The organism is Vibrio chagasii (assembly GCF_024347355.1).
Taxonomy (GTDB): domain Bacteria; phylum Pseudomonadota; class Gammaproteobacteria; order Enterobacterales; family Vibrionaceae; genus Vibrio; species Vibrio chagasii.
Genome location: NZ_AP025465.1, coordinates 1104859 through 1125224 on the forward strand (window position 1 = coordinate 1104859; position 20366 = coordinate 1125224).

Here is a 20366-nt window from a genome sequence, read left to right on the forward strand (position 1 = left end):
TTGTTGCTATCATTGATGTGAGCTGTGTCACTTCATTTTATAATAAGCTTAGTTAGAGTGTGTTCGTACCCCACGAATTTACTATGAGCTTAAATAAGGGTAAAAAGCCCAATAAGCCAAAAGGAGCGAACTATGTCTCAAGCTGTTTTCCATTTAGGTGTTACTGAAGCAGATCTTAACGGTGCTACTCTTGCGATCATTCCAGGTGACCCTGCTCGTGTACAAAAAATTGCAGAAGAGATGGAGAACCCAGTATTTCTTGCTAGCCATCGTGAATACACACTTTACCGCGCAGAACTAGACGGTAAGCCAGTGGTTGTATGTTCAACAGGTATCGGTGGTCCATCTACCTCTATCGCTGTAGAAGAGCTAGCTCAACTGGGTGTTCGCACTTTCCTACGTGTTGGTACTACTGGTGCTATCCAACCTCACGTAAACGTGGGTGACATGATTGTTTCTACTGGTTCTGTTCGTTTAGACGGTGCTAGCCTACACTTTGCTCCAATGGAGTTCCCAGCAGTTGCTGACTTCGAAGTAGCGACAGCAATGAAAGCAGCAGTTGAAGAGGCTGGCGCAACAGTTCACATGGGTGTAACGGCTTCAAGTGATACTTTCTACCCAGGTCAAGAGCGTTACGACACGTTCTCTGGTCGTGTAGTTAAGCGTTTCCAAGGTTCTATGCAAGAGTGGCAAGACATGGGCGTTCTAAACTTCGAAATGGAATCTGCAACGCTGCTAACCATGTGTGCAAGTTCTGGTCTGAAAGCGGGTTGTGTTGCTGGTGTAATCATCAACCGTACTCAAAAAGAGACGCCTGATCACGACACACTAAAAGTAACAGAAGCACGCTCTATCAAAGTGGTTGTAGAAGCTGCTCGTAAAATGCTTTAAGTTGAAAAAGTGCTTTAAGTCTTAATCGGACAGCAAATTTTGAAATGGCCGTATCGACTGATGCGGCCATTTTTTATTTACTGGTTAAGTGACAGAGTGAAAATAGATAAGAAAAAGGCGAGTCACTAAATAGCGACTCGCCTTTGTTATTTTGGTTTAAGAGAAGCTTGCTCTTAAATGTTTCTTTTTAGCACTCTTGGTCTTCGTTACCGCCAGCAGCCGTAAACCAAGCGGTTAGGTGCGTTTTAAGATCTTTCAATTCATCTGGGCCGATCAGAGCAAGGCCAAGATCTTCTGCGCGTGTTATGTCGTTATGACGAAGTGGACGGAAGCTCACTAGCATAGCGCGGGCTTGTAGGCCACCTAATAGGTCTCTTAGTGATTCCAGTTTGTATAACGTGTCATCACCGTCATCACGCATGCCTTTCGTCTTACATTCGATGATGTGCAGTTTATTGTTCACCACAGATGCCACATCTAGTTCATTTCGAACTTCACGCTCGCCGAGCTGGCGGTATACCTGAACATTCAAAGAGCGGTCTTGAATGGTTGGCATGTCGTCTTGGATTTGTTTGACGGTGCTGTGAACCAGAGTTTCAAGCCATTCACCATTTGAGAAGCGTCGTGCGTCTTCATTAGCGAAAGTTAAAATACCATTGTCGTAAGTGGCGATCTTAGCTTCAACTAAATCACTCAATAGCATGTTTAGTTCACGATAGCCTTGCTGTTTTTCGGATAACTCAACATCCAGCTTCTGCTCTTTACGACAAGTGGTTGCAAGGTAGTTCAGTGTCGCTAGGCCAGGACCTAATTCAAGTGCGTTACTTGCCCAACGTTCACCTAGCTCATAAAGCTTTTGGTCTAATTGCGGAGGCAATTGCACGTCGCTGAATTCACCACGAGCGCCAAATACCGTGAGGTAATCGTCGATAGTGATGCGGTCTTGAACTTGCGCGTCTTCTTTGCCGTTCGGGTAAAGCCAGCATAGTTTGTCACTATTTGGTTCTACAACGAAGATAGGCCAGTGGTAAGTTCGGAACACTTCGTAGACTGAAAGTAGACGGTGACGTAGACCACAACTTGCGTTGAGTTTCACTTCTTGCCCACGTGCTTTTAAATCTTCGGCGAGGTTTTGAATGGATTCTTTAATCACGGACGTGTTTACGATCGTAGGAATTTCAAAAAACTCACTGGTAATGTCGCGCTTTTGCAAAACGCTGTCTAAGCGCTGATACATATCGACTTGATTTTTGTCGCCAATGAACACGATGTGCGTGCTGACCGTACGGTTATCAAGCAGTGGGGTAAGCAAGCGAATGGGGTCTTGATCGATAATGCCAACATGAACAGCCATATAAATTCCTTAATAGCGGCTCGCTCATAAAGGTGAAAGAAAAACGGGAAGCAGCAAGCCTTAATAATCATATAATGACAAAGCTCATAAAAAACAAGGGCAACTCTTGATAAAAGTTGCCCTTGTTCAAATAGTTACCACTATTGGGTAAGAAGTCCCAACAATCTCACCAAATATCTATGGTTTCATCATTTATCTATAGCTTAAATTGATGAACCAAATCCCCTTGTTGATTTGCGAGAATCGTTAGGTTTTGGCTCGCTTCAGCTATTGATGACATCGCTTGGTAACTGGCATCGGCGATGTGGTTAATGTCTTCAATATTACGCGCAATATCACCCGAGGTTTCACTCTGTTCAGCAGCAGCTTGAGAGATGTGAGTACTCATATGGCTGATTTCTAGAATCAAGGCTTGAATCTCTTCCATTGCACTATTGGCATTCGATGCTTGTTGTACCGACATGTCCATATCACTCATACAGCTTTCGATAACGTTACTTGCGGTTTTCGAGCTGGACTGTAGGTTGCTGATCATGGTTTCGATTTCAGCTGTAGATTGCGTTGTTTTCTGCGCTAACACACGAACCTCATCGGCAACGACCGCAAAACCACGACCTTGCTCACCGGCACGCGCCGCTTCAATTGCTGCATTCAGTGCGAGTAGGTTCGTCTGTTCTGCAATGCCGCGAATTACGTCTAGGATTGAGCCAATTTGGCTACTCATCTGCTGCAGTTCACCCACCGCACTTACCGACTCAGTTAGGCGAGTTTCCAGTTGGTTGATGGTGCTGATGTTGGTGTTCATGATCTGACGACCCGATTCAGAAGCCGTCTCGACTTGTTGAACCATAGTCAAAGAGCTTTGTGCGCTATTAGCAACTTCTTGTACAGAGTGAGACATCTCTGTCATCGCAGTCGCTACTGTCGCAGTTTGTTCACGCTGGCTGTTCAGTTGAGCCTGAGTTTCTGAAGAGGTCTTCTGGTTGACGCTTGCTGTTTTGGTTAGGTCGTCTGACGCATCGTTAAGCTTTACAAGAATATTGTGCAGGTTATCGGCTAAGGTGTTGATGTGACCACTCACGCGGCTGAATTCGTTGTTGTAACGAATGTCGATGCGCTGTGTCATGTCGCCTTCTGTCAGGCCTTCTAGTGTCTTAAGGATGCGCGTTAGTGGCTCTCTTACACTGTGAGCAATGTGGTAGCCAATCGCTGCCGCAAATAGTGTTACAACCACACCGATGGCAATCGCGTTGAATAGGCCTTTATCGTAAATGCTGCTCGCGTCTGCTAATGAAGAGTTGAGTTGTTCTTCGGCTGTTACGTTGAATGAGTCTAATACGGCCATCGCTTGGTCTACTTCAACCGCTAGATTGGCGATGTTTACATACAGGGCTTGCTTCGCTTGTAGGTAGTTGTTGTGCTTATCAAGAACACCGCCTTTTTGGCCTACGTCTTTGGTGAATTTCTGAACCGATTCATCGAATACATTCTTAAGAGCAGGTAGCTGTGTTGCCAAACCACGATAGGCGTAGTTTAGGTGAGTAACGGCTTTCTTGTTTTGGTTTACGGCTTTTTGTACGAATGCCACATCTGAGCTCGCGAGTGCGTCTGATGTGATCACTTCTGCATCTTGCAGTTTGATGAAGTAGCTTTTCGCCATGACTTTCACAGAGATGCTCTTCTGATCGGCAACGTACTCTTTCATGCCAACGGTCAATTCTGAGTGTAGGCGTTGGAAATCACGTGATGCTTTTTGTACTTGCTCTTGCGCTTCAAACATCGCGACGTAGTTGTTCATCGCTTCATCCGCTTCAGCAAAATAGCGTTCTTCCATGGCTCTTAGCTGAGTAATGCGTTCGATGAGTGAGGTGTGGTTTTGGCTTGCCGCTTCTAGATTACCAAGGACTTCTGAAAAAGCGTTTTGTGATGCAGCAAACTCTGTGCGCATTGCAGACATGCGTTCAGTGTTTTGTGTGGTTAAGAAATCTTTGAATGACTTATCAGCAGAAAGCAATTGGACACTTGTTTGATTGGAAAGCGCAACAAGCGGTAATGAGGTTTCTGAAACACTCTCAAAATTGCTGTGTATCTGATTCATGCTGTTCATCATGATGGTTATCGTGACTGCGAACATGATGATGATCAGTGCGAAACCAGCGTACATACGCTTGATCACAGATCCCTTCATGGCTTTCTCCCTAAATTAAATGCAGACCTAATGTCAGGTCAAAGTAAAAATAACAAAATTATCAGCATTCTATTGAGCTCCTCTTACGCATTTTATGACGCACACGTCAAAAATAGCGCTCAGTTATAATCAACATGCCATTCTTGAGAGCTAAGACCAGTTTTCTTTGATTTGAACGGTGTTTTTTATTAAGCTTTAAAGCAGGTTTATTGTGGTTTGTAGCGGCATAGCGCATACTCAAAGCACTAAAAAGTAAATGTTTTATCGGAGAAAAACATGGCTGAAGAAACCATCTTTAGTAAGATTATTAACAAAGAAATTCCAGCAGATCTGCTATACCAAGACGATTTAGTGACAGCGTTTCGTGACATCAACCCACGTGCGCCTAGCCACATCCTAATTATCCCTAATAAGCTTATTCCAACGACCAACGATGTTGAAGTGGAAGACGAAGCAATGATGGGGCGCATGTTTACAGTTGCTCGTAAGCTAGCAAAAGAAGAGGGTATCGCAGAGGATGGTTACCGTCTTATCGTGAACTGTAACTCTCATGGTGGCCAAGAGGTTTACCACATCCACATGCACTTAGTTGGTGGCCGTCCGCTTGGCCCTTTACTGATGAGCTAATCAAATAAGTTAACGAATTAACAAAATAGTTAATGAACGAGCTAGAAAGTTAATGAGTTAATTAAAACAAACAACAAGTTGGAAAATTTGTTGTTTGTATGCCAACTTTAATTGTTATCTGTTGTCTGAATATCGGCTTTGCTTAGCCAGAGCCCGATGAAGCAAGCATTTACTTGCTTGAGATCCTTTTTACAGCACGTTTCGTTTTGATAATGAGACTAGGGGCTGTTGAGCTTTTGAGCTGATTTCACCACGAAAGGTCAGCAGACCATAATAAAGTTGGCATTTTAAACATGCACGGAGACGATAAGTGAAGCAACAGTTTAGATTCGCTTCCATTGCCCTACTATCGGCGCTGACCGCGGGATGCGCGAGTATGTCTGCAGGTAACCTGTTCAGTCATTACAGCGCACAAAATAAAAGTATCTACCAAGCTGTTAAATCTGGAGATTATTCAGAGGCTCAACAAGAGTTACCAGATTACGCAGCAGGCGATATTCTCGATAATTTTGAGAGAGGCAGAATCAATCTGTTGGATCAAAAGTACCCAGAGAGTAAGTCTTCGTTTGAAGCGGCGGATCAGGCTGTTACCGAGCAGCAGAGAAAAGCCGTCATCTCTATCTCAGACAGTGCAACCAGTGTGGGTGCATTGGCTGTGAATGACAACATTACCGAGTATGTGCCGCCGGATTACGAGTTAGGCTTTCTTCACCTTTATCTCGGCTTAAACTATTTAAAGAAAAACGATTTAGAAGGTGCGGTGATCGAAATGCGTCGCGCCAATCAAGTTCAAGAGCAAGCGAAAAAGCAGCGTGAGGCCGAGCTAGAAAGAGCCGCCAACGATGCGAAGAAGCAGGGGCTGTCTGCCAATGTTGGCAGTATTCTCGCGAGTTACCCAGATGCGGGTAAAAAGCTGCAGTCAGTACAAAATGCTTATCTGATGTTTTTATCGGGCCTGCTTTATGAAGCTTCAAACGACTTAAACAGTGCTTATGTTGATTATCGACGTGCGTTGGCGGTGATGCCTGATAACCAAGAGATTATCGACAGAACCATGGCAACGGCGGCACGCTTAGGTATGCGACAGGATTTAGCGACACTCGAGAAGCGTTACAAGCAGTCATCTAAGCTAAGTAGCGGGCAAGGGCGCGTGATTGTTCTTCAAGAGCAGAGTGCTGTTCAAGCAATGGACAGTTGGCGATTGGATTTACCTGTTTATGACAGTCGCGATCAGGGAGCAATATACTCTCTTGCGCTGCCATATTACCCAAGTCAGAACGTAGAGCGTTTTTCTCCGTTACGAATCAGTGGGCAGCCGCTGCAAGAGCATTTGATTACCGACGTAAACGCCATGGCTCAGAACGATCTCTCTGAGCGTATGACGAGCATTGTTATTCGCCAAGCGCTACGTGTGGTCGCAAAGGACCGCATTCGAAAAGAGGCAACAAAGGGTGATGATGTTGGAAACATTTTGTTCAATGTGTGGAACACGCTGACAGAGCAACCAGACACTCGCAGTTGGCAATCATTACCAGCTGAGATTAAGAGCAGTACGTTTGTAGCAAACAGCGGTCAATATACTTTGGAAGCGGGTGCTAAAACCTACGATTTTGATATTCGAGAAGGGCAGACCACTTTGGTATGGATTTCTCGACAAGGAAACAACGCAACAATGTGGCATAAACAGCTAGGGAGGCTGTAATGAAAAAGTGGTTAGTGAGCTTAGCAGCGGTTATGGCTCTGGCTGGTTGTGCTGATAATACAGCTGGCGTAAGGGTTGATAGTCTGACTCAGAACGTATTCTTTGGCGACAATGTATTGGGCAGCCGTTTACAAGTTGAAGATATTCGTACCGATCAGATTGATGGTCACACTCGAGGTATTGTCCGCTTAAACAGTAACTATAAAGGTGACCAACATATCCTTTATCGTTTCTATTGGTATGACGATGCAGGGCTTGAGGTCAACTTGAAGCAAGGGCCTTGGAAGCAAGCGATTGTGCGTGGCTTTGAAAGCATTTCGTTGTCGGAAGTATCGGTAAATCCGAAAGCAACTCAGTTCCGAGTGCAGTTCCGAGAGCAGTAAGAACAGATTTAGTTATAACCGGTGCTAGTCAACGTGGACTAGCACTTAAGAAAGCGAATTGATTCGCACAGATAAAAATTTAAGAGTGTGGGTAACCCCACTCAATGATAAGTTGAGGAAACATCATGAAAAAGAGTGTCATTGCGCTACTAGGCTTAGCGGTTATTTTAGGCGGTTGTTCGAACAAGGTAAGCTACGGTGATGCACAAGCAGTAGAAACCACAACAATCGATTTCGGTTCAACTGACCTTCAAACTATTGCTGGTGAGATGGTTGATAGCATGATGGCTTCTGGTTCAGTGTCGTACATTACTCGTGATCAGCGTCCAATCGTGTTCGTAGAGCGAATCAAGAACAAAACAAGCGAGCACATCGATACTGAGTCAATCACTGACACAATCAGTACTAAAATGCTGAACTCTGGTAAGTTCCGTTTCGTTGAAATGGACCGTGTAGAGTCTGTTCGTGACCAACTAAACTTCCAAAACAACGATGAGCTAGTGAACCAAAGCTCTGCGATTCAGTTCGGTAAGATGGTTGGTGCTCAGTACATGCTGTATGGCAACCTATCAAGCATCGTTAAAAAAGCGGGCAGCGACGAAGACGTGTACTACAAAATGACTATGCGCCTGATGGACCTTGAGTCTGGCTTGATCGAGTGGGCTGACGAGACTGAAATCCGTAAGCAACAATCTAAGAGCCTACTAGGTCTTTAATTTCGCTTAACTGCCAAGTATGAACACTTACGTTTGAAAGTGGATAGGTTGGTCACACGCCAATTCAGTACATGATGTGCTGATATTCGAAGACACTGGCTCTGGTCAGTGTCTTTTTTGTAGGGAAACGAAGACGTTTATAGGGAATGAGCAATGGCAATTTTTTCTTGGTCTGAGGCTAAGCTTCTTGATACCAGTTTGAGTTCGCTTGATGGCTATTTTTCGCAGCCGCCAGTGAAGGCCCAGACACTCACCGGTGGTCTGACTAACCGATGTTGGAAGCTGGTTTCTGCTGATGGCGCTGAATACGTGTGGCGTCCGATCACACCAATTACCAAGGCCTTCTTTATTTCCCGCCATGAAGAGTACCAAGTGTTGTCTGCCATCGAGCGTCTTGGTATTGGACCAAGTCCGATAGTGGTGAATGAGCAGGGATTATTGGTTGAATGGGTTGCTGGGGATACGCTTTATGAAGGTTTAGATATTGATGACCTTTTGAAAACGCTTATCTCTGTGCATTTGGTTAACACAGCACGATTACCACTTAAGCCGTTTAGTTTTACAGCGCGAGTGGACCATTATTGGCTTCAGCTTGATGCTGTTCATAAGACAGAAATCTACAGCACCATTTATAAAGAGTGGCGTACAACGCCAAGTATCCCGAGTGTTGACCTCTCCTTATGTCACTTTGATCTCGGCGGTTATAACCTAGTCAAGAACAGTGACGTTATTAAAATCATCGATTGGGAATACGCGGCAATTGCTGACCCTAGATTAGATCTAACCTTAACCATTTCAGTCGCAGATGCCCCGGTGCAAGAAACGGTTGAAAAGTACTGTCAGCTGCGTGGTATTCACGATGTTCAGCCTTGGTTGGATGGTGTAGAAGCGTGGTTACCACGAAGTCGAATGATGGCAATGTTGTGGTATTTGCTCGCCCATCAACTGTGGGGAGATGAAAGTTATCTGCGTGAAGCTGAGGCTCTCAGTCACACTTTCTGTAGCTAGGATCACGTTTAGGAAGTGAAAAATATAATTTCGATGGTCTTCCCTTTAAAACCTTGTTTTTCGTGTTAGATTGATCAAAACGTACCAATATTCAATGGGGGAGGTACAATGATTATCTATCTTCACGGCTTTGACTCAACAAGCCCGGGCAATCACGAAAAAATACTGCAGTTGCAATTCATTGATGATGACGTTCGTTTCATCAACTACAGTACTTTGCATCCAAAGCATGACATGCAGCACCTACTGAAAGAGGTGCACAAAGTGATAGAGCAATCAGATGATCCACATCCAATTATTTGTGGTGTTGGCTTAGGTGGTTTTTGGTCTGAGCGTATTGGTTTCTTGTGTGGTATTAAGCAGGTAATTTTCAACCCGAACCTGCAACCTGAAAACAACATGGTGGGCCGAATCGATCGTCCTGAAGAGTACGAAGATATTGCGACTAAGTGTGTGGAACAGTACCGCATGAAAAACAAAGGTCGCTGCCTAGTGGTGCTTTCTCGTGAAGATGAAATTCACGACAATAGCAAAACTGCAGCTGTACTCGAAGATTACTACGATGTGATTTGGGATGAGAAAGAGAGCCATAAATTCAAGAAAATCTCTCAACATCTTCAAGCAATGAAAGCTTTCAAAGACGCTTAACATACTAAGTATTTTATAAAAAGCGGCACTCAATGAGTGCCGCTTTTTTTATTTTGAATGTAACGTTACTATTGATGATGCTGTCGTAGCTGCTATGTTGATAAGTTTGCGCAAACGTTAACTATTTGGCGGCGAATCCTCATTGAGGGTAAGGATTTTAGTTGCGGTCATCGGTTTGCTATATATAATGTTCCAAAGCAAAATATTTTGATAAATATCAAAAAAAATTGAGAGCGAGTGATAAACTTGCCCATTATTTGTGTACTACCTCTTAGGTTGTCACCTTTTTTATCCATGTGAGTAAGGCGATAAACGGATGTTTGTTGCTTGTAGCCCCTCTAACTACTCGGTGAGCTGTCGTTATTCTTTTTCGCGGTTATCCAATATGTCACAGCCTTATGTAAAGGCCGGGTAGATACATAGAATTTATCGGTTGGAGTGATCGAGCCGAACCCTATTTATTCATTTTGTAGAGGATTGTCATTGTGACAAAAATTATCGTAGTAGGCGGCGGTGCTGGTGGTTTAGAACTAGCAACTAAGCTTGGCCGCACTTTAGGTCGTAAGAAACGTGCCCAGATTACACTGGTAGACCGTAAAGCAAGCCACCTATGGAAGCCATTACTTCATGAAGTAGCGACTGGCTCTCTAGATGAAGGTGTGGATGCGTTAAGCTACCGCGCGCACGCAAAAAACCATTACTTCGATTTCCAAATGGGCAGCCTGAACGACATCGATCGTGAGCGTAAAGTGATTGCACTTAGCGAGCTGAGAGATGAGCACGGTGAATTGCTGATGCCAAGCCGTGAGCTAGAATACGACATTCTGGTTATGGCACTAGGTTCAACGTCTAATGATTTCAACACTCCAGGCGTTCGTGATAACTGTATTTTCCTTGATAGCCCAGAACAAGCTCACCGTTTCCGTACTGAAATGAACAACCAGTTCTTAAAGCTGCACGCTAAGAATGGTCAAGGTACGGTAGACATCGCGATTGTTGGTGCGGGTGCTACTGGTGTTGAACTGTCGGCTGAGCTCCACAACGCTGTGAAAGAGCTTCGTACATACGGTTTTGGTGACCTAGATTCAAGCAAGCTAAACGTAAACCTAGTGGAAGCGGGCGAGCGTATTCTTCCTGCTCTTCCTCCTCGTATTTCGAGCGCTGCGCACTCTGAGCTAACTAAGCTTGGTGTGAACGTTCGTACCAATACTATGGTAACGCAAGCCGATGCTGATGGCCTAACAACGAAAGATGGCGACAAAATCCCAGCTCAAATCATGGTATGGGCAGCAGGTATTAAAGCGCCGGATTTCATGAAAGATATTGGTGGTCTTGAAACTAACCGTATCAACCAACTGGTTGTGAAAAACACGCTGCAAACGACGCTTGATGACAACATCTTTGCTATCGGTGACTTGGCGCAATGTACACAAGCGGATGGTTCTTTTGTTCCACCTCGTGCTCAAGCGGCTCACCAAATGGCAAGCTGCGCATTCAGTAACATCATTGCTAAGCTGAACGGTCGTGACCTGAAAGATTACATCTACAAAGATAAAGGCTCACTAGTATCACTAAGCCGTTTCTCTACGGTAGGTAGCTTGATGGGTAACCTGACTAAAGGTTCGATGATGGTTGAAGGTCGTATTGCTCGCGTGGTTTACATCTCTTTGTACCGCATGCACCAGATGGCGCTTCACGGAATCATCAAGACGTCACTAATGATGTTGGTTGGCCGTATCAACCGTGTTCTACGTCCAAATCTAAAGCTTCACTAATTAGCTAGCTTTTCGAAGAAGAGTTAAGCTTTCAAAATGCTTAACGCTGATAGTAAAAAAGAGCTCTTCGGAGCTCTTTTTTGATCGTGTCAGTTAAGTGGTAGCCTTGTTGGTTATTGCTAAGCCACCGGTGGCAGTACTGAGTAAACGACCCCATCTTTTGGTTTACCGTTGAAGATGAATCGATTTTTGGCAATGGTTTCTCGCTCTGCGCCGCACTTCTCTATGAGCTTTTGGCTCGGTAGGTTTTCGGTATCACAAACAATCTCTAAACGCGTTAGTTTGAGCTGCGCAAAGCAAAATTCAAACAGAGCCAACATCGCTTCTTTTGCAATGCCTTTTCTCTGAAATTGGTCGCCAACCCAATATCCTAAACTCGCCATGTTAAAGGTGTGGTAAAGCTCATTGATGGCTACCATGCCGACCAGCTTATCGCTTTTTCGCTCAAAAATACCAAAGCCAAACGCATCGGCTTTCACCCAGTTTAGGCGAGTTGCCAGAATGAACTTCTCTGCCTCTACGATAGAGAACTGATCGTGACACCAATCGACCCAAGGCAGTAAGCTAGGGGAAGACTTGATCAGTTGAGAAAACTCTTGTGCGTCAGAAGGCTCAATAATTCTTAGGCTAAGGTTTTGAGTATTGATCTGGAAGTCGGGGCTCATAGGGCGTACCAATTAAATTTGTAAGTACCTGCTGAAAGTAGCCAGCACTTAATAAAACGCCCTCACAATGGAGGGCGTTTTGAGTGATTAATATGAGTATAGCGAGATCGCGAGTAGAGTAACCAGCTTAGTCGCTATATCACTAGAGCCGCTTATTGAGCAACACGACGGACTTGAATCACCATGCCAAGAAGCGGGTGGTCAAGGTAGTGAGTTTCTGTACTACGCATACGACGTTTTTGGTCCATACGGTAGCTCTTAAGGAACTCTTCTACTTGAACGGTCGGTGAAATCTCGGTTAGGTTGCCCACCTGAACATTGCTCTCTGCACCGCTTACTGGAGAATCGAGTTCAATTTGCTGTTCTTGCAGCGTGACTTCACGAACGCTTGGTGCTTTCAAATCTAGAGTGGTTTCAGCGTATAGGTAGTGCTGAACATAGATTTGTAGCTTGCCGTCTAGTTCATAAAGCGGTTTGTCGATGGTCTCTTCTTGGAAGCCATCAGCACTTGCGGTAACCGCGCCTTTTTCAGATCCGTCAGCATTGAACTGTTTAGAGAAGTCTTTACCTGCTTGAATGTGGAAAACAGGTGCTGAGCTCTTACCTTGATCGCCTTGACGCCAAGCCGTATGCATCAGTACTTCAAAGCCAGCGTGCTGCTTTAGCTTATCTTTCTGAGGCGTCAGTTTGTACTCCGAGTAAGGGAGCATTTTTACCCCTTTACTTGCTCGGTACTGGGTGTCCTGAAATGAACCAACGCGCTCAAGTGAAATCTTTGGCTGCGTGTTTGGCCAAGACTCATTCACCTTCTCAGCATCAACTGCGCGCTTAAAAATGATCACTTCTATATCAAATTGTCTCTGTGCCAAACTTGGCAGTGAGACGAACAATAGTAGCAGTGGGATCAGTCTTTTCATTTTTACTCCGTTTTCCAGCCGCACTACCGGCTGGATAAATTATATGTGCAAGTGGATTAGGCTTTACGCTGAAGGCAGCAAGTTCTGTCTGAATTCGCCTAGTAAATCACTAACAAATTGAATTCGTTTCCGTCTGTCGACCAATGGTATCGTAAACTTGAACTTAGTTGGTCCTTCCATTGAAAACTTTTGCGGTTGAGATTGCAACAGTTTAACGAGGTAGTTAGGGTTTATGTCAGCATCCGGGTAGAATTCGATAAATCCGCCTTTATCGTGCGCTTCAATTTTCTTCGCCTTGATAGAGGCAGCAGCCAACTTAAGCTCGGAAACCGATAACAAGTTTTTGGTTGCATCGGGAAGAATACCAAAGCGGTCGATAAGCTCGACTTTTAGCTCTGCAAGTTCATCCGTGTCACTCACGCTCGCAATGCGTTTGTATGTTGATAAGCGCGTGTTGATGTCTGGAATGTAGTCGTCTGGCAATAGAGCAGGAATGCGCATCTCAATCTCAGTTTGCTCACGTAACAGATCATCAAGTGACGGCTCTCGACCTTCTTTCAAGGCCTCAACCGCTTGCTCTAGCATCTCCATATACAGCGTGAAGCCGACAGATTGGATCTGACCGCTCTGTTCATCACCCAACAGTTCACCGGCACCACGGATCTCTAAATCGTGTGTTGCGAGGGTAAAGCCTGCGCCTAAGTCTTCCAGAGATGCAATCGCGTCTAGTCGTTTAATGGCATCTTTGGTCATCGCTTTCGGATGCGGCGTCAGTAGGTACGCGTAAGCTTGGTGGTGAGAACGACCCACACGGCCACGCAATTGGTGAAGCTGTGCTAGACCAAGATTATCGGCTCTGTCCATCAAGATGGTATTGGCTGTCGGAACATCGATACCGGTTTCGATGATGGTTGTACACACCAACAAGTTAAAGCGTTGGTGGTAGAAGTCGTTCATGATGCGTTCTAGTTCGCGCTCTCGCATTTGACCGTGAGCGACGGTTACTCGCGCTTCCGGAATCAGTTTTTGTAGTGACTCTGCGGTTTTCTCAATGGTATCGACTTGATTGTGCAGGAAGTAAACCTGACCACCACGCATGATCTCACGAAGTACTGCTTCTCTCACTACGGCATCGTCACTTTGACGAACAAAGGTTTTGATAGCCAAGCGTCGTGCTGGTGGCGTTGCAATGATCGATAGGTCACGCATCCCACTCATCGCCATGTTGAGCGTTCTTGGGATTGGCGTTGCAGTCAGCGTTAGAATGTCGACATCGGCACGCATCGCTTTTACTTTCTCTTTCTGGCGGACACCAAAGCGGTGTTCTTCATCGACGATCAGTAAGCCAAGGTCTTTGAATTTGATATCACTAGAGAGCAGTTTGTGAGTACCGACTAGGATATCCACTTTACCGTCCGCGACATCTTGCATGATCGCTTTTTGCTCTTTCGCGGACTTGAATCGAGACAGTACTTCAACACGAATTGGTAAATTTGCGAAACGGTCTCGGAAGTTTTCGAAATGTTGCTGAGCAAGTAGGGTTGTCGGAACCAGAACCGCCACTTGTTTACTGTTATCCGTACAAACGAATGCCGCGCGCATTGCGACTTCTGTTTTACCAAAACCAACATCACCACACACTAAGCGGTCCATGGCTTTTGCTTGGCACATGTCAGACATCACCGCATTGATTGCCATCGCTTGGTCATCGGTTTCTTCAAATGGGAAGCCAGATTTGAAGGTTGCGTATTGCTCGCGATCTAAAACAAATTTATAGCCAGGTTTAAGCTCACGCTTGGCGTAAACATCCAGCAGCTCTGCAGCAACGTCACGTACTTTTTCAGCGGCACGCTTACGCGCTTTTTGCCAAGCCTCACCACCTAGCTTGTGCAGTGGTGCAGATTCTTCGGCGCCACCAGAGTATCGTCCAATAAGGTTCAAAGAAGCTACTGGCACGTATAACTTGGCATCGTTTTGGTACTCAAGTGTCACGTATTCGGTTTTCATGCCGCCGGCTTCGAGGGTTTGCAGGCCGATGTAACGACCAATACCGTGGTCAATGTGCACAACAGGTTGACCTGGTTTTAACTCTGCCAGGTGGCGGATAACCGTGTCGCTATTAACGCTTTTCTTATCTTTCTTACGGCGTTGAACAACGCGGTCACCAAGTAAGTCGCTTTCGCAGATAAGCGCGAGGTTTTTCTCTTCGTGAACAAAACCGTGTTCAGCAGAACCTAGGATCAGACTGAACTTGTCTTTAGCCTTAACGGCTGCATCGAGGTTTTCAACTTCGTTTGGTCGTATTTTGATACCGCGAAGTAGTTCGCTCAATGCTTCACGACGACCTTCTGACTCAACCGAAAAAACAACCTTGCCATCGAAGGCTTCAGTGAATTTTCTTAGGTTTGCTAAAGGCTCTTTGTTTTGGTGTTGAACACTGAGATCAGGCAGTGACGTAACCGGAAGGTTGATGCGTCCAGCTTTCTCTTCAATAGATTCTAAGCTCAGGTTGACCTGTGGCTTTTGCTTGAAGTGTGCGAACAGTTCGTCTTTTTTCAGCCAAAGCTGTTCTGGCGCTAATAGAGGACGTAATGGGTCGACCCCACGTTGGTCGTATCGATGAGCGACATCAGCAAGGAAAGAGTCAACGGCGGTTTCGACATCACCTAATACCAGAATCTGTGCTTCGTCAGCGACATAGTCAAACAGTGTTTCTGTGTGATCGAAGAATAGAGGCTGCCAATACTCAATACCAGCAGGCCATGTGCCTTTAGATACCTGCATGTAAACCGATTCTGGTTCACGTCGTGCATCGAATTGTTGACGCCAACGAATGCGGAAATCTTCTATCGCTGTTTCCGAAGTTGGAAACTCGTGCGCTGGTAAGAGTCGAATTTCAGAGATGTCTTCGATAGAACGTTGGTTCTCTGGATCGAAGGTTCGGATGGTGTCGATCTCGTCATCAAAGAAGTCGATACGATAAGGATCTTTACTGCCCATCGGGAACAGGTCAAGAATAGAACCACGGCTCGCGTATTCACCGGGGCCAAATACTTGGTCAACGTAACGATAGCCAGATTTTTCAAGTTGCAGGCGCAGTTTCTCTAGTGAGTAAAGATCACCAGTTTTCACCATTAGAGTGTGCTGTAGCAAGAAGTCACGTGGTGATTGGCGCTGGAGTAGCGTGCTGATCGGTACGATCGTGATGCCGTCTTTTAGCGTCGGCAATGCATAAAGGCGCGCGATACGATCTGAAATGATCTCTTGGTGTGGTGAGAAGCTGTCGTAAGGCAAAGTTTCCCAGTCTGGGAATAGTGCAACTTCGCTCGCCGTAAACTGTTCAATTTCAGATTGCAGCTTGAGTGCGATTTGTGGATCTGGTACAGCAAGTACAGTATGACTGTTGTGTTGCTCTGCGAGTTTAGCGATAGCAAGAGCGAGAGACGAACCAACAAGGTTACCAATGTGCTTCTTGTCACCGGCTCCTTTGAGGGTAGGTAGGGTAAAAATAGATTGTTTGGTCATGTTAATTTACTTGTTATCTCGGTCTAGAGAGCGTTGACGCAAAAGTTTCTGTTGTTGATGAAGTGCCGCTTTGATCAGCAGGTCTTGGTCAGAATCACGAAGATGAGCGTATTTGAAGTTAATTTCGAAACCTGAATCTTTAGGTTGGCTTGCAAACACTTCCGCATAGCAGTAAATCGCTGCGGCAGGGTGTTCCAAGAACAGCTTCGCCTTTACCAAGCGACCTGGCTCGATGTCTGTCTCAGAAAAACAGGAAAATTGGCTCGCACCGAATGAGTAGGTGTGAGTTCGAAACTTCTCATCATCTTGCTGCGATAACATAAAGCTCAACAGCAGGTTTAATTTAGAGTTCTGTGCATCCAATAAACTGGTGACATTCTTCAAGTCGCTGTTTTTCAGTTCAGCGCGAGCGCTGTCGGCTAATAGGTCCAGTTGGCTAAATTCACTCGCCACAACAAAAGGGGCAGGGATCTCGGATTCGAACTGAATTTGAGAGGGTAAAGTGAAGTTACTTTCCATCGGTTCTATATTAGCGGTAAGACTGTGGTGAACAGTGAAAAACTCTTGTTCTGTCATGCGTTAGTTCCTTGAAGTGATCTATTGATTATCGCTATGTGGCGGCAGTAATCAAGGTCAGTTAATTGAAACTATCAAATAGTTGTTTGAAATTTGGTGTTTTGACAGGGTTCTGTTTTTCGGGCCTAACTAATTGAGTTAATTCACTCTATATTTTCAATTAACCCCTACACAGTAACAGCAATACCCGTTACATTAACCCGCATCCCTTTTTGATGGTTCAAAGTATGTTTCATCCTATTTCAATGTTTGTTGGCCTGCGTTATTTGAAAGGCCGTTCAGGTGATCGCTTTAGCCGTTTTGTTTCTTATATGTCGACAGCGGGTATCACCATTGGTGTGCTGTCTTTGATTACTGTTTTATCGGTAATGAATGGATTCGAAGCGCAATTAAAAGACCGAATTCTCGGCGTTCTTCCTCAGGCAGTGGTTTATGAGCAAGGTGGTAAGACGCTACTCTCTGAACAAGCCCCTGGTTTTGCTAAGCAAATTTCGCTTAATGGTCATGTTGAACCGATCGTTCGCAGTGAGGCGGTGATTCAGAGCCCTGCGCAACTGTCAGCGGGCCTTTTGATTGGCATCCAACCCAATTCTGATGATCCACTTCAAGACCACCTCATTGCGGGTAGACTGTCTTCACTAAAAGCTGGGCAATATCAGCTGTTCCTTGGTCATACACTGGCGAGAAACCTAAAGGTATCGATGGGCGACAAGGTTCGCCTAATGGTGACTAGCGCAAGCCAATACACACCACTTGGCCGTATTCCTAGCCAACGTAATTTCACCGTAGCCGGTATCTTTAATACGGGCTCGGACATTGATGCTCAACTTATGGTGACGGATATCCAAGATGCAGGGCGTTTGATGCGCTACAAGTCGGACACTATTTCAGGTTGGCGACTGTTTTTTGAAGACCCATTTGAAGTCGCAGAGCTATCGAGTCAACCCTTACCAGATGGTTGGTTATGGAGCGATTGGCGGGACCAACGTGGCGAGCTGTTCCAAGCGGTTCGTATGGAGAAAAACATGATGGGCCTAATGCTTGGGCTGATCATCGGGGTTGCCGCATTTAATATTATCTCTGCGTTGATTATGGTGGTGATGGAGAAGCTATCTGAGGTCGCGATACTTAAAACCCAAGGCATGACCGATGGTCAAGTGATGGGCATCTTTATGGTTCAAGGTGCAAGTAGTGGCGTTATTGGCGCACTATCCGGCGGCGCATTAGGCGTTGTTCTGGCAATGAACCTTAACCCGATTTTAGAAGCGATGGGTGTTGCTCTATTCTCGTTTGGTGGTCAGTTACCTATTTTGATTAACCCAATTCAAATCGCCGTTGTTGTGGTACTTGCTATTGCACTTAGCTTGATTGCTACTATTTTCCCTTCTTACCGTGCATCTTCTGTGAAACCTGCTGAGGCCCTTCGTTATGAGTAATTTTCTTCAATGTAATGATATCCGTAAAACGTACCGTGAAGGCTCGTTGGATACTGAGGTCCTTAAAGGGGTGAGCTTTGAGATCGAAAAAGGTGAACTGGTTTCTATCATAGGTACTTCTGGTTCAGGTAAGAGTACGTTACTGCATATTTTAGGAGCGCTTGATGATGCTTCTGCGGGGAGCGTGAGCTTTCTGGGTCAAGACTTAGCTAAACTGAGCTCGAACAAGCAGGCTAAGCTTCGCAACCAGCACCTTGGTTTTGTTTATCAATTCCACCATCTATTGTCTGACTTTTCAGCATTAGAAAACGTCGCTATGCCGCTGTTGATAGGTGGTGAAAAGCCTGCGAAAGCCAAACAAGAAGCACAGTTGTTACTTGATAAAGTGGGACTAAGTCATCGAGTTGATCACCGTCCTTCAGAGCTTTCTGGTGGTGAAAGGCAACGTGTGGCGATCGCTCGTGCATTAGTAAATAAGCCTGCTCTTGTGCTAGCGGATGAGCCGACGGGTAACCTAGACCACAATACTGCGCTTTCCATTTATGACTTAATGCGAGAGTTGAATCGCGAATACGATACCGCCTTTTTAGTGGTGACCCATGATGGCGAACTCGCTGGCAAAATGGATCGTCAACTGCACATGCAAGATGGTTTGTTGGTTAACGTAGAAAAAGAGGAGAGCTAAGTGTTTTCTTCTTTATCTCTTTTGATAGGCGGCCGCTTCAGCCGTGCTAAACAGCGAGACAAGATGGTGTCTTTCATCTCTTTGTCTTCGACGATTGGTATTGCGGTTGGTGTGGCGGTGATCATTATCGGTCTGTCAGCCATGAATGGTTTTGAGCGTGAGCTAGAATCGCGCGTTCTATCTGTGATTCCCCATGGTGAGTTTGAAGGGGTCAATGAACCTGTAACTCGCTGGCAGCATGTGGTAGAGCAGTCCGAAAAAAATGACAAAGTCGTTGCCGCTGCGCCTTATGTGAAAATCACAGCGCTCGCTGAAAAGGGCAAAGAACTTAAAGCGATTGAGGTGCGTGGTGTTGACCCACAGCTTGAGCAACAGGTATCGAGTCTATCAAGCTTCATTAATAAGCAAGTATGGAGCAATTTCAAAGCAGGGCAGCAGCAGATCATCTTAGGCTCTGGTGTCGCCAATGTGCTTGGCGCGCAAGTGGGTGATTACTTGACTTTGATGATCCCAACAGTGAACGGCTCGGTTAAGGTTCAGGCGCCAAAGCGGGTACGAGTAAAAGTTGCCGGCTTACTGACGCTGAATGGACAAATTGACCATAGCTTAGCGCTCATTCCGATTGGTGATGCTCAGGTTTATGCGAACTTGGGGGAGGCTGTGACAGGTGTCTCTTTGAAAGTGACCGATGTACTGAACGCTAACGAGATTGTACGTGAGGTTGGCAACCAGCTTGATGTGTATGTTTACCTGCGCAGTTGGCAACAGAAGTTCGGCTTCCTATATCGAGATATTCAATTGGTTCGCACCATTATGTACTTAGTCATGGTGCTAGTGATTGGTGTTGCGTGTTTCAATATTGTCTCTACCTTGATGATGGCAGTAAAAGATAGGGCTTCGGAGATCGCAATCTTAAGAACCATGGGCGCTTCCGATGGTTTAGTTAAACGTATTTTTGTTTGGCAGGGTGTGTTCTCAGGCGTATTAGGTAGCTTAGTCGGCAGTGCGATAGGTGTTTTGGTTGCACTCAATCTGACCACTCTAATTAAGGGTCTTGAGAAGCTGATCGATCACCAATTCCTGTCTGGTGATATCTACTTTGTCGACTTCTTGCCATCACAGCTGAATATGATGGATGTCGTTGTAGTATCAGGTACTGCAATCGCTTTAAGTCTGCTGGCGACATGGTACCCAGCATCTCGAGCAGCGAAGTTAAATCCAGCTTCTGTGCTGAGCTCCAAATAACCAACCGACTGTTTTGACAGATACA

At 45.4% G+C, this 20366-nt stretch carries 17 protein-coding genes; 11 read left to right on the top strand and 6 right to left on the bottom strand.

Annotation, left to right across the window (positions count from 1 at the left end; all coding sequences use genetic code 11):
• The first annotated feature begins 132 nt into the window (after positions 1–132).
• The gene (gene udp, locus OCV52_RS05125; RefSeq protein ID WP_008221668.1) at positions 133–891 is read left to right on the top strand and encodes a uridine phosphorylase; all 759 of its coding nucleotides are present in this window, start codon (positions 133–135) and stop codon (positions 889–891) included.
• A 187-nt stretch (positions 892–1078) separates the two neighbouring features.
• Here the strand turns inward: udp and OCV52_RS05130 are convergent, their stop codons facing one another.
• The gene (locus tag OCV52_RS05130) at positions 1079–2245 is read right to left on the bottom strand and encodes a DUF1887 family protein (protein WP_061031798.1); all 1167 of its coding nucleotides are present in this window, start codon (positions 2243–2245) and stop codon (positions 1079–1081) included.
• A gap of 196 nt (positions 2246–2441) precedes the next feature.
• Positions 2442–4433: a methyl-accepting chemotaxis protein gene (locus OCV52_RS05135; RefSeq protein ID WP_137406952.1), complete on the bottom strand. Its 1992-nt coding sequence runs from the start codon at positions 4431–4433 to the stop codon at positions 2442–2444.
• Positions 4434–4709: 276 nt separating this feature from the next.
• Here OCV52_RS05135 and hinT point away from each other — a divergent pair, with 276 nt between their 5' ends.
• The 7 genes from hinT (at position 4710) to OCV52_RS05170 (ending at position 11292) form a co-directional block, all read left to right on the top strand.
• Complete coding sequence (gene hinT, locus OCV52_RS05140) at positions 4710–5060, top strand: purine nucleoside phosphoramidase (protein ID WP_004736268.1); 351 nt, start codon at positions 4710–4712, stop codon at positions 5058–5060.
• Positions 5061–5370: 310 nt separating this feature from the next.
• On the top strand, positions 5371–6762 hold the full coding sequence (locus OCV52_RS05145; protein WP_137406951.1) for a COG3014 family protein: 1392 nt from the start codon (positions 5371–5373) through the stop codon (positions 6760–6762).
• Positions 6762–7145, top strand: coding sequence for a YcfL family protein (locus OCV52_RS05150; protein WP_004741950.1), 384 nt, complete (start codon positions 6762–6764; stop codon positions 7143–7145). Before OCV52_RS05145 ends, OCV52_RS05150 begins: the two co-directional genes overlap by 1 nt.
• Before the next feature lie 125 nt (positions 7146–7270).
• Positions 7271–7861, top strand: coding sequence for a penicillin-binding protein activator LpoB (gene lpoB, locus OCV52_RS05155; RefSeq protein WP_137406950.1), 591 nt, complete (start codon positions 7271–7273; stop codon positions 7859–7861).
• A gap of 153 nt (positions 7862–8014) precedes the next feature.
• Entirely contained in the window at positions 8015–8869 is an 855-nt protein-coding gene (locus OCV52_RS05160) for a phosphotransferase (RefSeq protein WP_137406949.1), read from the top strand.
• Between the two features lie 108 nt (positions 8870–8977).
• Complete coding sequence (gene ycfP / locus OCV52_RS05165) at positions 8978–9517, top strand: alpha/beta hydrolase YcfP (RefSeq protein WP_137406948.1); 540 nt, start codon at positions 8978–8980, stop codon at positions 9515–9517.
• 485 nt (positions 9518–10002) lie between these two features.
• Positions 10003–11292: an NAD(P)/FAD-dependent oxidoreductase gene (locus OCV52_RS05170; RefSeq protein WP_004741956.1), complete on the top strand. Its 1290-nt coding sequence runs from the start codon at positions 10003–10005 to the stop codon at positions 11290–11292.
• Between the two features lie 119 nt (positions 11293–11411).
• Here the strand turns inward: OCV52_RS05170 and OCV52_RS05175 are convergent, their stop codons facing one another.
• The 4 genes from OCV52_RS05175 to OCV52_RS05190 form a co-directional block, all read right to left on the bottom strand.
• Complete coding sequence (locus tag OCV52_RS05175; protein ID WP_008223879.1) at positions 11412–11957, bottom strand: GNAT family N-acetyltransferase; 546 nt, start codon at positions 11955–11957, stop codon at positions 11412–11414.
• A 152-nt stretch (positions 11958–12109) separates the two neighbouring features.
• The gene (locus OCV52_RS05180) at positions 12110–12874 is read right to left on the bottom strand and encodes a peptidoglycan binding protein CsiV (RefSeq protein WP_137406947.1); all 765 of its coding nucleotides are present in this window, start codon (positions 12872–12874) and stop codon (positions 12110–12112) included.
• 63 nt (positions 12875–12937) lie between these two features.
• A complete protein-coding gene (gene mfd / locus OCV52_RS05185) occupies positions 12938–16399 on the bottom strand; it encodes a transcription-repair coupling factor (protein ID WP_137406946.1) in 3462 nt (1153 codons plus the stop codon).
• Between the two features lie 6 nt (positions 16400–16405).
• Positions 16406–16975 carry a PilZ domain-containing protein gene (locus OCV52_RS05190; RefSeq protein WP_137406945.1) on the bottom strand — a complete coding sequence of 190 codons (570 nt, stop codon included), beginning with the start codon at positions 16973–16975 and terminating at the stop codon, positions 16406–16408.
• A 227-nt stretch (positions 16976–17202) separates the two neighbouring features.
• On the opposite strand from OCV52_RS05190, the gene lolC reads away from it, so the two are divergent.
• From lolC to lolE, 3 genes are read left to right on the top strand one after another with little or no spacing between them, the layout of a single operon-like run.
• On the top strand, positions 17203–18411 hold the full coding sequence (lolC, locus tag OCV52_RS05195) for a lipoprotein-releasing ABC transporter permease subunit LolC (RefSeq protein WP_137406944.1): 1209 nt from the start codon (positions 17203–17205) through the stop codon (positions 18409–18411).
• Entirely contained in the window at positions 18404–19096 is a 693-nt protein-coding gene (gene lolD, locus OCV52_RS05200) for a lipoprotein-releasing ABC transporter ATP-binding protein LolD (RefSeq protein WP_061031789.1), read from the top strand. The genes lolC and lolD overlap by 8 nt, the downstream gene beginning before the upstream one ends.
• The gene (lolE, locus tag OCV52_RS05205; RefSeq protein ID WP_137406943.1) at positions 19097–20341 is read left to right on the top strand and encodes a lipoprotein-releasing ABC transporter permease subunit LolE; all 1245 of its coding nucleotides are present in this window, start codon (positions 19097–19099) and stop codon (positions 20339–20341) included.
• Positions 20342–20366 lie beyond the last annotated feature (25 nt).